General features: G+C 69.1%; 10 protein-coding genes and 2 tRNA genes. 5 read left to right on the top strand and 7 right to left on the bottom strand.

Annotated features, from left to right (window positions below; all coding sequences use genetic code 11):
• Positions 1-125: 125 nt before the first annotated feature.
• A complete protein-coding gene (locus tag ACIREE_RS02010; protein WP_404144918.1) occupies positions 126-668 on the bottom strand; it encodes a PPA1309 family protein in 543 nt (180 codons plus the stop codon).
• Positions 669-804: 136 nt separating this feature from the next.
• Here ACIREE_RS02010 and ACIREE_RS02015 point away from each other — a divergent pair, with 136 nt between their 5' ends.
• From ACIREE_RS02015 to ACIREE_RS02030, 4 genes are all read left to right on the top strand, one after another.
• Entirely contained in the window at positions 805-3,756 is a 2,952-nt protein-coding gene (locus ACIREE_RS02015) for a UPF0182 family protein (protein ID WP_404145320.1), read from the top strand.
• A gap of 43 nt (positions 3,757-3,799) precedes the next feature.
• A tRNA-Met gene (locus ACIREE_RS02020) sits at positions 3,800-3,873 on the top strand.
• A 239-nt stretch (positions 3,874-4,112) separates the two neighbouring features.
• Entirely contained in the window at positions 4,113-5,984 is a 1,872-nt protein-coding gene (locus tag ACIREE_RS02025) for a tetratricopeptide repeat protein (RefSeq protein ID WP_404144920.1), read from the top strand.
• A 78-nt stretch (positions 5,985-6,062) separates the two neighbouring features.
• Positions 6,063-6,136 (top strand) — tRNA-Met (locus tag ACIREE_RS02030).
• A 73-nt stretch (positions 6,137-6,209) separates the two neighbouring features.
• Here ACIREE_RS02030 and ACIREE_RS02035 read toward each other — a convergent pair.
• The 4 genes from ACIREE_RS02035 to ACIREE_RS02050 all read right to left on the bottom strand — a co-directional run bounded on the left by ACIREE_RS02035 (position 6,210) and on the right by ACIREE_RS02050 (position 9,742).
• The gene (locus ACIREE_RS02035) at positions 6,210-7,358 is read right to left on the bottom strand and encodes an ABC transporter substrate-binding protein (protein WP_404144921.1); all 1,149 of its coding nucleotides are present in this window, start codon (positions 7,356-7,358) and stop codon (positions 6,210-6,212) included.
• Between the two features lie 67 nt (positions 7,359-7,425).
• Positions 7,426-8,292 carry an ABC transporter permease gene (locus ACIREE_RS02040; RefSeq protein WP_404144923.1) on the bottom strand — a complete coding sequence of 289 codons (867 nt, stop codon included), beginning with the start codon at positions 8,290-8,292 and terminating at the stop codon, positions 7,426-7,428.
• A gap of 73 nt (positions 8,293-8,365) precedes the next feature.
• On the bottom strand, positions 8,366-9,124 hold the full coding sequence (locus ACIREE_RS02045) for an ABC transporter ATP-binding protein (protein WP_404144925.1): 759 nt from the start codon (positions 9,122-9,124) through the stop codon (positions 8,366-8,368).
• A 204-nt stretch (positions 9,125-9,328) separates the two neighbouring features.
• Positions 9,329-9,742: a Fur family transcriptional regulator gene (locus ACIREE_RS02050; protein ID WP_404144927.1), complete on the bottom strand. Its 414-nt coding sequence runs from the start codon at positions 9,740-9,742 to the stop codon at positions 9,329-9,331.
• A 136-nt stretch (positions 9,743-9,878) separates the two neighbouring features.
• Between ACIREE_RS02050 and katG the strand changes: the two genes are divergently transcribed.
• Positions 9,879-12,095, top strand: coding sequence for a catalase/peroxidase HPI (gene katG, locus ACIREE_RS02055; RefSeq protein WP_404144928.1), 2,217 nt, complete (start codon positions 9,879-9,881; stop codon positions 12,093-12,095).
• Positions 12,096-12,191: 96 nt separating this feature from the next.
• Here the strand turns inward: katG and ACIREE_RS02060 are convergent, their stop codons facing one another.
• Both ACIREE_RS02060 and hisN read right to left on the bottom strand, forming a co-directional pair.
• Complete coding sequence (locus ACIREE_RS02060) at positions 12,192-12,593, bottom strand: cyclic nucleotide-binding/CBS domain-containing protein (RefSeq protein WP_404144930.1); 402 nt, start codon at positions 12,591-12,593, stop codon at positions 12,192-12,194.
• Between the two features lie 182 nt (positions 12,594-12,775).
• On the bottom strand, positions 12,776-13,573 hold the full coding sequence (gene hisN, locus ACIREE_RS02065) for a histidinol-phosphatase (protein ID WP_404144931.1): 798 nt from the start codon (positions 13,571-13,573) through the stop codon (positions 12,776-12,778).
• Positions 13,574-13,620: the final 47 nt, after the last annotated feature.

The following is a 13,620-nucleotide window of genomic DNA, read 5'->3' on the forward strand; positions in this document are numbered from 1 at the left end:
CCCCGCCCCCTCCCCCCCCCTCACCCCCCGCGGCCTCCGCCGCCCCCCGCCGGGGCCCCCCCCGCCCCGGGGGGGGGGGGGGGGGGGGGCCCCCCCCCCGCCCCTCTACGTAGACGAGGAAAACCTCACTCGGCGAACGTCGCCGAAAGGGCTTCCGCGAGACCGGGTACGAGCTTCGAGCCCGTGAGCACCTCGGTCGGCGAGTCCTTCTCGCGCAGCCGCAGAGCCGAGTCACGGGAGCCGTCGCGCAGCACCGCGACCGTCATGCGGACCTCCTGGCGGTCCGGGTGCTCGGCGACCCACTGAGCGAGCTTCTTGTCGCTCAGGCCTTCCGGGACGGTCGCCTCGGCGGACGGCGGCAGCATCAGGCGCTCCACCGTCAGGGCGCACCCCGCGACGGCATCGGGCCAGGCGATGGTGCCGAGGAACTCGTCCAGCGCCTGGCCGGCCGGGATCTCGTCCTGCTCGATCGGAGTGAGACCCGGGGCCGCCTGCTCGCCCTCCAGGCCGAGCTGGGTGGCGAGTGCGGGTTCCTGGGCGCGGAGCGCGGCGGTGTCGACGAGGGCGAAGAGGCGGGCAGGCTGGTCCCAGCCGAGGGTGGAGGCGTACTCGTCGATCTCGAGTACGGCTCGGGTGAGGGGGCTCGCTGCCATGGGAGTGTTGGACATGGTCACAATCCTGCCTCGTTCCTCCCCCGAAACGGGAACTGAGTAAAGCGTGAGTAAGTTGCATAGGTGATGGGTCCACGATCTCGGGGGCCCGGCCGATCGACTCAACTTCGAGGTGCACACCTTGGCTTTCCAGATGCCGGACCGCGGCGGAGGCCCGACAGGGCCGCGGATCAGAGTGGGCCGCCCGTCCCGGCGGGCCCGGACGCTGCTGCTGACGCTGGGCGTCCTGGCCGTGCTCGGCATGGCCTTCGTCATGTTCGCCGGATTCTGGACGGACTGGCTCTGGTACCGATCGGTCGAGTACTCGTCCGTCTTCACGACGACCCTGTGGACGAAGATCGGGCTCTTTTTCGTCTTCGGTCTGCTCATGGCGCTCGCCGTCGGCGTGAACATCTGGCTGGCCCACCGGCTGCGTCCGCCGCTGAGCGCCATGTCGATGGAGCAGCAGAGTCTCGACCGCTACCGGATGGGCATCGCGCCCTTCAAGAAGTGGCTGTTGCTCGGTATCACCGCCCTCGTGGGGCTCATCGCGGGTGCCTCGGCCGCCAGTCAGTGGCGTACGTGGCTGATGTTCGTGAACGGCGTGCCCTTCCACCAGAAGGACCCGCAGTTCCACATGGACGTGTCCTTCTACGCGTTCGATCTGCCCTGGTACCGCTTCCTGCTCGGCTTCGGGTTCGCGGCCACCGTCATCGGTCTGGTCGCCGCCGCGCTCACGCACTACCTGTACGGCGGGCTGCGCATCACCAGCCCGGGCGCGCGGGCCACCGCGACCGCAACGGGCCATCTCTCCGTGCTGCTGGGTGTGTTCGTGGCCCTGAAGGCCGTCGCGTACTGGCTCGACCGGTACGGGCTCGCCGTGAAGTCGAGTGACTTCAAGGCGACCGACAACTGGACGGGCCTCAGGTACGTCGACGCGAACGCGTACTTGCCGGCGAAGACGATCCTGTTCTGCATCGCGGCCATCTGCGCGGTGCTGTTCTTCGCGACGCTGTGGCGCCGCACCTGGCAGCTGCCGGTCATCGGCTTCGGCCTGATGGTGCTCTCGGCGATCCTGATCGGCGGCCTGTACCCGGCCATCGTCCAGAAGTTCCAGGTTCAGCCGAACGAGCAGTCCAAGGAAGCCCCGTACATCGAGAAGAACATCGAGGCGACCCGCAAGGCGTACGGGATCGACACGGCGAACCCGGTCGACTACAGCGGCAAGAGCTCGGACGACACCAAGAAGCAGCGGTCGGACTCCGATTCGGCGGCCAGTTACCGCCTCAACGATCCGAACATCGTGTCGCCCACGTTCCAGCAGCTCGAACAGCAGCGGAAGTACTACCAGTTCCCGACGACCTTGGACGTGGACCGCTACAAGGGCGTGGACACCGTCGTCGGCCTGCGCGAGCTGAACCTCGGCAAGCTGGACAAGCGCAACTGGATCAACGACCACTTCGTCTACACGCACGGCTTCGGTGCCGTGACGGCGAAGGGCACCTCGACGGCCCAGGGCGCTCCGCAGTTCACCGAGTCGGGCCTGCCGACCACCGGTGATCTGGGCGACTACAACCAGCGTGTCTACTACGGCGAGAAGACGACGCAGTACTCGATCGTCGGCGGGCCGCAGAAGGAGCTGGACTACGAGCAGGACGACGGCACGCAGAAGACCACGAGCTACCAGGGCGACAGCGGCGTCAACCTCTCGAATCCGATCAACCGCGCCGCCTATGCGGTGGCCTTCAGCGAGCCGCAGATCCTCTACTCGGGCGCCATCGGCGACGGTTCGAGGATCCTGTACAACCGCACGCCCAAGGAGCGCGTCGAGGCTGTCGCCCCCTGGCTGACGATCGACGGCGACGCGTATCCGACCGTCGTCAAGGGCAAGATCAAGTGGGTCGTCGACGCGTACACGACGTCGAACGGATACCCGTACGCGTCCCGTACGACGCTGGGTGACACCACTGCCGACTCCCTCAACGAGGGGGACAACCAGCGCGCCGTGGTGACCCAGCAGAACCAGGTCAACTACATCCGCAACTCGGTGAAGGCGACCGTCGACGCGTACACGGGCGAGGTCAAGCTCTACACGTGGGACGACAAGGACCCGGTCCTCAAGACCTGGAAGAAGGCGTTCCCCGGCACGGTCGAGCCGAAGAGCGCCATCCCGGCCGACCTGAAGGAGCACCTGCGCTATCCGCAGGACATGTTCAAGGTCCAGCGCGAGCTGCTGAGCCTGTACCACGTCACGAACTCGGACCAGTTCTACAACGCGTCCGACGCCTGGCAGGTCCCGAACGACCCGACCAAGAAGGACAACAGCGCGGTCCCGCCGTACTACCTGTCCATGAAGATGCCGGGTCAGAACAGTCAGCAGTTCTCTCTGACGACGACGTTCACTCCCAGCGGCCGGCCCAATCTGAGAGCCTTCATGGCGGTCGATGCCGACGCCACCAGTAAGGACTACGGGACCATAAGGCTCCTGAGAGTCACCGAGGACAAGGTCTACGGACCTGAGCAGGTGCAGAACAAGCTCAACTCCTCGAATTCCGTGGCGAACTGGGTGCGCGACATGAAGGGCGCGGACTCGACGGTCCTGTACGGCAATCTGCTGACAGTGCCACTCGACAAGGGCTTCTTGTACGTGGAGCCGATCTACGCTCAGGGACGCAACGCCGAGTACCCACTGATGCGCAAGGTCGCCGTCTCCTACGGCGACCGGATGGGCTTCGCCGACTCCTTGTCGGAGGCGCTCAACCAGGCCTTCGAAGTGGACGGGGCGACACCGGCCGAGCCGGAGAAACCCGGTGGGGACACGACGAAGCCACCGGCGAACTCCACGGTCAAGGAAGCGCTCGCCGACGCCGAGAAGGCCTTCGAGGACGGTCAGAAGGCCCTCAAGGAGAACGACTGGACCGCGTACGGCGAGGCGCAGGAGAAGCTTGAGGACGCTCTGAAGCGCGCCGACAAGGCCCAGACACAGGCCGACAAGGACGCCAAGCAGAACAGCGCTGCCGACAACAAGAGCGACAACAAGAGCGACAACAAGAGCGACGTCGCAGGCGACAGCAAGAGCGGTGACAAGGAGGCCGCCGGCGGCTGATGCGGAGCCCCCCTCGCGCCGTGGTACGGTTTGAACACAACGGCGCGGGGTGGAGCAGCTCGGTAGCTCGCTGGGCTCATAACCCAGAGGTCGCAGGTTCAAATCCTGTCCCCGCTACTGAAGATCGAAGGCTCGGAAGCATCAGCTTCCGGGCCTTCGGTGCGTCAATGGCCAGGGTGTCACGAGCCGCTGGCATGTGCGAAGCGTGTATCAAGTCCGTTCGAACACTGCTACGCCCGGGGTGAGTTGGGGGAATCGTGTTTCACTTGCCTCCCTGTGGGCATGTCGACAAAACGCTGAAGTGACCTCAATGGCGGCGGTATACCAGGTGTACCCGGGTTGCGGGTGGTGCGACGATGGACGTTATGGGGGACAAGGCAACTCTGTTGGAGACAGGGCGGTTTGTGCAGCCTTCCAACCGGGACGAACCGGGCGAGGCGGTAGAAGAAGCACGGCAACGGCTGGCCGCTGAGGCCGGCGACGTCGAGGCGATGAGCGTCCTCGGCGCCATGTTGCTGCGCCGTGGCGATCTCGACGGAGCCGAGCCCCTGCTGCGCGGTGCCACGGGCGAGGGCGACCGCGCCGCCGCCAACAATCTGGGTGTCCTGCTCCTCCAGCGTGGCTACGCGGACGAGGCCGCCGGATGGTGGCGGGTCGCCGCCGTCGCCGGTTCGGCCCCCGCCGCGCACGCGCTCGGCCGGCACTTCCGCGAGCGCGGAGACGAGCCGGCTGCCGAGTACTGGCTGCGCCAGGCCGCCGAGCAGGGCCACACGCTCGGCGCGTACGCCCTCGCCGATCTCCTGGAGCACCGCAGCGATGTCGGCGCCGAGCGCTGGATGCGGGTCGCCGCCGAGCGCGGGCACCGCGAGGCCGCGTACCGGCTCGCCCGCGCCCTGGACCGGAAGGCCGCGCGGCTCGGCCCCGAGGACGTCCTGGTCACCGTAAAGAACGAAGAGAACACAGACAGCAAGGGCGGTAAAGGGAGCAAGGGAAGCAGAGAGAACACGCAGCCGGCCGCCGAGGCGGAGCGGTGGTACCGGCAGGCCGCCGCCCGTGGCCACCGGCGCGGTGCCCTGCACCTCGGCGCGATCCTGGAGAAGCGCGGAGACCTGAAAGAGGCCGGGCGCTGGTACCTGACGTCCGCCAAGGACGGTGAGCCGCGCGCCGCGTGCGCCCTCGCGTTCCTGCTGCGCGACGCCGGGGACGAGGAGAGCGCCGCCGTGTGGTGGCTGCGCGCCGCGCAGGACGGCGACGGCAACGCGGCGAACGCGCTGGGCGCGCTGCACGCCCAGCGCGGCGAGACGCAGACCGCCGAGCGCTGGTACCGCGCCGCCATGGACGCGGGCGACAACAACGGCGCGTACAACCTGGGCCTGCTGTGCGCCGAACAGAAGCGCACCGCGCAGGCCGAGAGCTGGTACCGCCGTGCCGCCTACGCGGGCCACCGCGAGGCGGCCAACGCGCTGGCCGTACTGCTCCTGCAGAACGGTGACGCGGTCGGCGCCGAGCCCTGGTTCTCCAAAGCGGCGGAGGCCGGCAGCGTCGACGCGGCCTTCAACCTCGGCATCCTGTACGCGGGCCGGGACGACGAGGCGGACGTACAGAAGGCACTGCAGTGGTACGAGCGGGCCGCCGCCGGAGGGCACACGGAAGCCGCGCTGCAGGCCGGTATCGCCCGTCTGCGCGAAGGCGACGAGCCGACCGCCGAGCGGCACCTGCGCTGCGCCGCGGGCGGTGGCAGCCCCGAGGCGGCGTACCGGCTCGCCTCGCTGCTCGACGTGCGCCGCCCGCCCGCGGCCCGGCACGAGCTGGGCGAGCCCGTCACCGCGAAGAGTGAGTGCGAGGAGTGGTACGAGCGGGCCGCCGAGCACGGGCACCGGCGCGCGCAGGTCCGCGTCGGCATGCTCGCCGCGGTCCGCGGTGACGTGGTCGAGGCGGCGCGCTGGTACCGGGAGGCCGCGGAGGCCGGCTCGCGCAACGGCGCGTTCAACCTCGGGCTGCTGCTCGCCCGCGAGGGCAGCGAGCCGGAGGCGGCGCTGTGGTGGACGCGGGCCGCTGACGCCGGACACGGCAGGGCCGCGCTGCGGCTCGCCCTGCTGTGCGCGCGGCGCGGCGATCTGGTCGAGGGCCAGAAGTGGGCCTGCCGGGCCGTCGAGCTCGGTCCCGCCGAGGTGTCCGAGCGAGCGGGACGGCTGCGCGACGCCCTGCGCCAGGAGCTGTCGGCCTGAGCGCAGGCCGGGGCACAGGCGGGCCCCGAGTATGAATTTGCGCTGGTCGGAGCCGTCCCGTAAGGTTGTATTCAACGGCGCGGGGTGGAGCAGCTCGGTAGCTCGCTGGGCTCATAACCCAGAGGTCGCAGGTTCAAATCCTGTCCCCGCTACTGAAGACCTGAGGCCCGGAACCACTTGGTTCCGGGCCTCAGGCGTATGTCCGCGTACGGGAAGTGCGTCGCCCTACGACGTATGGCCCACGGCCTCCTCGTACAAGCGCCTGTCCACTGTCCTGGATTCCGGCAGAGGGTCGCCCTTCGAGACGCCCGCCGCCTTGTAGGCCTTCTGCAGACGGTCCGTGGTGCCCGCGCGGATCTCCCAGTCCATGCGCAGCGACGGCGTCGACTCAAGGACGCTCTTGTCCGTCTTCAGCAGGCCCGCCAGCTCGGTGACGAACGCGGGGTCCGTCTTGTAGTCGTCCGCGAAATAGGTGTTCACCGTGCGGATGTACGCGCGCAGGAACGCGACGCCCGCGTCCGGGTCCTCCTTGAGCAGGTTCGGTCCGAACAGCAGGCCGCCGAGCGGTTCGCCCTCCGGCTGGCCGCCGAGGAAGGCGTAGCGCCGGTCGCCGTCGACCTTGCGCCAGACCGGGTCGAGCAGCCAGGCCGAGTCGACGCCGCCGTTCTGCAGGGCGGTCAGCACGTCGGCCGAGCCCAGCTGCTGAAACTGGATCTTGTCGAGGCCGCCGCCGTGCTTCTTCAGCGCGGTGTCCATGGGGTACGCGATGACGGACCCCTTGCCGATCATCGTGCCCATCTTCCGCCCTGCCATGGCGACATGGGAGGCGCTCTCCCCGTCCTTCAGGCGTACCCACAGGCCGCTTCTGGACTTCGGGTCGGGGGAGAAGTTCCCGGCGACCCACTTGATGTCGAAGCCGCCGAGGATGCCGTTCATGACGGCCGCCTCGGGCGCGGCCCATTGGGCGTCGATGTCTCCCTTGGCGAGCAGAGGGAGGGCATCGGGGGTGGGCAGGACCTTCAGGGTGACGTCCAGGCCCTCCTTCTTGAACTCGCCCTTTTTGACGGCGAGTTCGAGGGGCGCCACGTACTCGGCGGCGAGCGTGCCCGTCGCGATCGTGAGCTTGCGCGTCCTGGCGAGCTTGACGGGGGCGGGAGCGCCGGGGGAACAGCGGGCCGGTGTGCGGTCGGGGGCGAGGTCGGAGGGGTTCGTCCAGCCTCCCTTGCCGCAGCCCTCGACCGCCTTGATCGTGCGGGGTTTCGCGGCGGCGTCGGACGGGGTGTCGTTCTTGGCGCAGGCCGTCGCGGTGGCGAGCAGGGCGCCGGTCAGCAGCAGGGACGTAACCAGGGACGTAACCGTGGATCGCGTGCGCATGGAGCCTCCGTACACGTCATACGTAGTACGCAATACGTAGTACGCAACAGGTAACCGGGCGAGGGGTTCAGGACTGGCCGCGGCCGCGGTCGCGGGGGGCCCAGGGGGTGAGCAACCGGCCCGCCAGGCGCACCAGTTCGGAGAAGACGACGCCGAGCACGGCCACACAGAGGATGCCGACGAACATGACGTCGTTCTGGAAGAGTGCGCGGGCGTCGAAGATGAGGTGGCCGAGGCCGTTCGCCGCGGCGATCTGCTCCGAGGCGACGATCACCAGGACCGCGACGCCCGCCGCGATGCGCGCCCCGACGAGGACGGCGGGCAGTGAGGCCGGGAGCAGGACGTGCCGGAACATCTGCCACGGGGACGCGCCGAAGACCTGGCCCGCGTCGCGGTGTCCGGAGGGGACGGAGAGGACCGCCGCCATGGTCGAGATCCATACGAAGAAGAAGACCGTCGCCGCGACGAGCGCGATCTGCGGGCCCTCGCCGAGTCCGAACATGTTCAGGAACACCGGGAGCAGCGCCAGCTTCGGTACGACGTACAGCGCGTCCAGGAGGGGCTCGAGTGCGGCGCGGATCAACGATATCGAGCCCATGAGGAGGCCCAGGAGGTATCCGGTCACCGTGCCGATGACGTAGCCGGCGAGGACGCGTTTGAGGGTGGCCCACACGTCCGGCCACAGGTCACCGTCGGCCGCCCGGTCCCAGCCGTCGGCGAGGATCGTGGAGGGGGCCGGGTAGACGCGGTCGTCGATCCAGGACCGGTCCGCGGCCAGCTGCCACAGCAGGACCAGGGCGAGCGGGACGGCGATCGCGAGAGAGAGTTCGAGGGCGCGGCGCCTGCGACGGGTGCGGGCGGGGTGGAGCTCCTGGGGGCCGGGGGAGCGGACCAGCACCCCCTCGCGGTCCTCGGCGGGGAGGGTCGTGGTCATGCCGGGGCACCTCCGAGTGTGGTCGTGCTGGGCCGCCTTCTGTTGTGGTTGTGCCGGCTGCTCGCTGTCGTGGTCATGCGGGGACCGCCTCCTGGTGCACTTCGCCGCGCAGCAGGTCCCACAACTCGCCTTTGAGCGCGGTGAATTCGGGGGTGCCCCGGATGTCGCCGGTGCGCGGGCGAGCGAACGGTGGCCGGCGTTCGGCGATCACGCGGCCGGGGCGGGCGGACATGACCAGGACGCGGTCGCCGAGGACGATCGCCTCTTCCAGGCTGTGCGTGATGAAGAGGGTGGTGGTGCGGGTGGTCTGGGTGAGGGCGAGGAGTTCGTCCTGGAGGATCGTGCGGAGCTGCGCGTCGAGCGCGGCGAACGGCTCGTCCATGAGAAGGATCTCCGGTTCCACCGCCAACGCCCGCGCGATCGCGACGCGTTGCCGCATGCCGCCGGAGAGCGCGGACGGATAGGCGTCCGCGAAGTCGGCCAGGCCCATACGGGTCAGCCAGTCGCGCGCCCGCGCGGTCGCCTCGCGGCGCGGGACCTTCTGGATGTCGAGGCCGAAGCGGATGTTGGCGAGGACGGTCTTCCAGTCGTAGATGCCGTAGTCCTGGAAGATCATCGCGGCTGGGCGGGGGCTGTCGGTGCGGATCTCCAGGGCCCCGGTGGAGGGGCGGGTGAGGCCGGCGGCTATGCGCAGAAGCGTCGACTTGCCGCAGCCGGACGGACCGACGACGCAGACGAATTCGCCGGGGGCGACGGTGAGGTCCAGGGGGCCGAGGGCGTGGATGGGGCCGAAGGTTCGGGTGAGTTCGCGCGCGTGGAGCTTTGCCTGCACGGGGCCCTCCGGGGGTGCGGCGGAATCTGGTGGGCGCCCGCGAGGATATGACGGGGCGTCAGATTGTGGAAGAGGGGGGCTCCGGTGGGTGTTGGAGGCCGAGTGCGCGTCGTTTGTGGTTGCTCGCGCCGTTCCCCGCGCCCCTTTGGGGGCGCAAAAGAAGGCCCGCACCTTGAGGTGCGGGCCTTCTTTTGCGGAGAGTGGCTACGTCGCGCAGTTCGGGCAGACGCCTCGGTACGTGACCTCTACGCCCGAGATCGTGAAGCCGAAGCGCTCCGAGTCGGGGAGCGTCGTCAAGGGGTTGCCCGTCGGGTGCACGTCGCGGATCTGGCCGCACTGGGCGCAGACCAGGTGCTGGTGCGGCCGGTGCGCGTTCGGGTCGTAGCGCTTCGCCCGCTTGTCCGTGGCGACCTCGATGACCTCGCCGAGCGACACCATTTCGCCCAGCGTGTTGTACACCGTGGCCCGGGAGATCTCGGGGAGCTTCGCGACGGCGCGTGCGTGCACCTCGTCGGCCGTCAGGTGGACGTGGTCCCCTTCGAGGACCTCTGCCACGACGCGCCGCTGCGCGGTCATGCGCCAGCCGCGTTCGCGCAGGCGCTCAAGGAGGTCACTCATGGAAACCAGCCTAACAGCAGGGGACACGAATCCCGAATGGATGTGACTTTGGAGTGTTGCTTGACTTAGACATTGTCCATTGTAGGATCAACGGTGGCTTAGGCCAAGCGACAGGACAGACTCCGGAAGGGTTCGCATGACCGAGAACCATGAAGCAATCGTCACGGACGCGAAGACGGAGGAGACGGGCGGCTGCCCGGTCGCGCACGGCCGGGCCAAGCACCCGACCCAGGGCGGCGGCAACACCCAGTGGTGGCCTGAGCGGCTCAACCTGAAGATCCTTGCCAAGAACCCGGCGGTGGCGAACCCGCTCGGTGAGGACTTCGACTACGCCGAGGCGTTCAACGCGCTGGATCTGCCGGCCGTCAAGCGGGACATCGCCGAGGTGCTGACCACCTCGCAGGACTGGTGGCCCGCCGACTTCGGCAACTATGGCCCGCTCATGGTCCGGATGGCCTGGCACAGCGCCGGTACGTACCGCATCAGCGACGGCCGCGGTGGCGCGGGCGCCGGTCAGCAGCGGTTCGCGCCGCTCAACAGCTGGCCGGACAACGGCAACCTCGACAAGGCCCGCCGCCTGCTGTGGCCCGTCAAGCAGAAGTACGGCCAGTCCATCTCCTGGGCCGACCTGCTGATCCTCACCGGCAACGTCGCGCTGGAGACGATGGGCTTCAAGACCTTCGGCTTCGCCGGCGGCCGCCCCGACGTGTGGGAGTCCGAGGAGGACGTCTACTGGGGCCCCGAGAAGACCTGGCTCGGCGACGAGCGCTACACCGGCGACCGCGAGCTGGAGAGCCCGCTCGGCGCCGTGCAGATGGGCCTCATCTACGTGAACCCCGAGGGCCCCAACGGGAACCCGGACCCGATCGCCGCGGCCCGCGACATCCGTGAGACGTTCCGCCGCATGGCGATGAACGACGAGGAGACCGTCGCGCTCATCGCCGGTGGCCACACCTTCGGCAAGACCCACGGCAACGGGCCCGCGGACGCCGTCGGCCCCGACCCCGAGGCCGCGCCGATCGAGCAGCAGGGCCTGGGCTGGGCGAACAGCCACGGCTCCGGTAAGGGCGGCGACGCCATCACCAGTGGCCTCGAGGTGACCTGGACCAGCACCCCGACCCAGTGGGGCAACGAGTTCTTCAAGAACCTCTTCGGCTACGAGTGGGAGCTGACCCAGAGCCCCGCCGGTGCCAACCAGTGGGTCGCGAAGGACGCCGAAGCGACGATTCCCCTCGCGCACGACGCGTCGAAGAAGCAGCTTCCGACGATGCTCACCACCGACCTGTCGCTGCGCCTCGACCCGATCTACGAGCCCATCTCGCGCCGCTTCTACGAGAACCCGGAGGAGTTCGCGGACGCCTTCGCGCGTGCCTGGTACAAGCTGACGCACCGCGACATGGGTCCGGCCGTCCGCTACCTCGGCGCCGAGGTTCCCGCCGAGACGCTGCTGTGGCAGGACCCGCTGCCGGAGCGCACGGGCGAGGTCATCGACGCCGCGGACATCGCCTCCCTCAAGGAGCAGGTCCTCGGCTCCGACCTCACGGTCGCGCAGCTGGTATCGGCCGCCTGGGCCTCGGCCTCGTCCTTCCGCGGCAGCGACAAGCGCGGCGGCGCCAACGGCGCCCGTGTCCGCCTGGAGCCGCAGCGCACCTGGGAGGTCAACAACCCGGACGACCTGGCGCAGGTGCTCCGGACGCTCGAAGGCATCCAGGAGTCCTTCAACGCCAAGGGCGGCAAGCAGGTCTCGCTGGCCGACCTGATCGTTCTCGCGGGCTCCGCGGCCGTCGAGAAGGCCGCCAAGGACGGCGGCTTCGACGTCGAGGTGCCCTTCTCGCCGGGTCGTGTGGACGCCGCGCAGGAGCAGACGGACGTCGAGTCGTTCGCCGCGCTCGAGCCGGCCGCCGACGGTTTCCGCAACTTCGTCGGCAAGGGCAACCGCCTGCCGGCCGAGTACCTGCTGCTCGACAAGGCGAACCTGCTGACGCTGAGCGCCCCCGAGCTGACCGTCCTCGTCGGCGGTCTGCGGGTCCTCGGTGCCAACACCGCGAAGTCGAAGCACGGCGTCTTCACCGACCGGCCGGGCACGCTGACCAACGACTACTACGTCAACCTGCTCGACATGGGTACGAAGTGGAAGTCGACGTCCTCCGCGCAGGACGAGTTCGAGGGCCGCGACGCGAGCGGTGCGGTCAAGTGGACCGGCACCCGCGCCGACCTGGTCTTCGGTTCGAACTCCGAACTGCGTGCGGTGGCCGAGGTCTACGCGAGCGACGACGCCAAGGAGAAGTTCGTGAAGGACTTCGTCGCGGCGTGGAGCAAGGTCATGGACCTGGACCGGTTCGACCTGGTCTGACGTACTCCCTGAGCAGTAAGAAGTGAGAAGTGGGAGGGCCGGTTCCTTATGGGGGCCGGCCCTCCTCGTCATGCCCGGCAGGTCATGTACGGCCTCCTAGACCGTCAGGGTCGACGCGTGCTGCCTCGACGGTGTCCAGCAGCGGATGATGTCGCGGACCGAGACGATCCCGACCGGCTCCTGGGAGTCGAGCACGATGAGATGGCGGAAGCCGCCGTGTGTCATCGCCTCCGCCGCGTCCTCCAGCGTCCACGCCGGGGCGGCGAAGACGACGTCGGTGGTGGTGTGGGTGTCGGCGGTCTCGTGGTCCGGATTCTGGTTCAGACCGAGCGAGTTGAGGATGTCGCGTTCGGTCAGGATGCCGATGCCGTAACCGTCGGGGTCGAGAACCACGGCCGCTCCGACGCGGCGCGTCGACATCAGCCGGGCCGCCTGGCGCAGGGTGTGGGTCGGGCCGATGGTGAGGACCATCGTGCTCATGGCGTCACGGACGAGCATGGATGGAGCCACCTTCCTGTGGGAGGTACTTGTGGCACCGCCCCGCCCCGATCTGGTCGAGTACGAGAAACGGTTCACAAGTTCACAAGTGGGGGGACTCTCAGAGTTACAGGTAAAGGGAGTGCCAACAAGAGGGCGCGGGAGGCGAGTTCGGGGGCGCCCGCGAATCGTACGAACGCCCGTCAGCGCTCGGTGAGGTAGCTCAGCAGGTCGTCGTGGAGCAGCCCGTTCGACGCCGCCGCGTTGCCGCTGTGCGGGCCCGGACGTCCGTCGAGGCCGGTGAACGTGCCGCCCGCCTCGGTCACCACGATCGCGGGCGCCGCCATGTCCCACAGCGACAGCTCCGGCTCGGCGCACAGGTCGATCGAGCCCTCGGCGACCATCATGTAGGGCCAGAAATCGCCGTAGCCACGGGTGCGCCACACGGTCCGGGTGAGGTCGAGGAAGCCGCCGAGACGGCCCTGTTCCTCCCAGCCCGTCAGTGAGGAGTACGCGAAGGAGGAGTCGGCCAGCCGGTTCACCTTGGACACGTGCAGCCGGGACGCCGAGGTCAGGCTGCGGCCGGTGAACGCGCCCGCCCCCTTCGCGGCCCACCAGCGCCGGCCGAGCGCGGGTGCCGAGACGACGCCGACGACCGGCTGGTAGCCGCCCTCGCCCGCCTCCATCAGGGAGATGAGCGTGGCCCAGACCGGGACGCCGCGGACGTAGTTCTTGGTGCCGTCGATCGGGTCGATGACCCAGCGGCGCGGGCCCGTGCCCTCGACGCCGTACTCCTCACCGAGGACGGCGTCGCGCGGCCGCGCCCGCGAGAGGTGATTGCGGATCAGCTCCTCGGCGTTCTTGTCGGCCTCGCTCACCGGCGTCATGTCCGGCTTGGTCTCCACCTTCAGGTCGAGCGCCTTGAACCGGTCCATCGTCGCGGCGTCGGCGGCGTCCGCGAGGACGTGGGCGAGACGCAGATCATCGTGGTAGTCGGGCATGACTGCACAGTATCGATCGTGGCCGGTCCGGGGCCACAGGCCCTGGC

The sequence above is a fragment of the Streptomyces sp. NPDC102467 genome, assembly GCF_044765445.1.
Classification (GTDB): domain Bacteria; phylum Actinomycetota; class Actinomycetes; order Streptomycetales; family Streptomycetaceae; genus Streptomyces.

Coding starts and splice junctions, on each gene's coding strand:
- ACIREE_RS02015 (WP_404145320.1), top strand. CDS start 805: ATGCCGGACCGCGGCGGAGGCCCGACAGGGCCGCGGATCAGAGTGGGC.
- ACIREE_RS02040 (WP_404144923.1), bottom strand. CDS start 8,292: ATGACCACGACCCTCCCCGCCGAGGACCGCGAGGGGGTGCTGGTCCGC.
- ACIREE_RS02050 (WP_404144927.1), bottom strand. CDS start 9,742: ATGAGTGACCTCCTTGAGCGCCTGCGCGAACGCGGCTGGCGCATGACC.
- ACIREE_RS02060 (WP_404144930.1), bottom strand. CDS start 12,593: ATGCTCGTCCGTGACGCCATGAGCACGATGGTCCTCACCATCGGCCCG.
- ACIREE_RS02025 (WP_404144920.1), top strand. CDS start 4,113: ATGGACGTTATGGGGGACAAGGCAACTCTGTTGGAGACAGGGCGGTTT.
- ACIREE_RS02035 (WP_404144921.1), bottom strand. CDS start 7,358: ATGCGCACGCGATCCACGGTTACGTCCCTGGTTACGTCCCTGCTGCTG.
- katG (WP_404144928.1), top strand. CDS start 9,879: ATGACCGAGAACCATGAAGCAATCGTCACGGACGCGAAGACGGAGGAG.
- hisN (WP_404144931.1), bottom strand. CDS start 13,573: ATGCCCGACTACCACGATGATCTGCGTCTCGCCCACGTCCTCGCGGAC.
- ACIREE_RS02010 (WP_404144918.1), bottom strand. CDS start 668: ATGTCCAACACTCCCATGGCAGCGAGCCCCCTCACCCGAGCCGTACTC.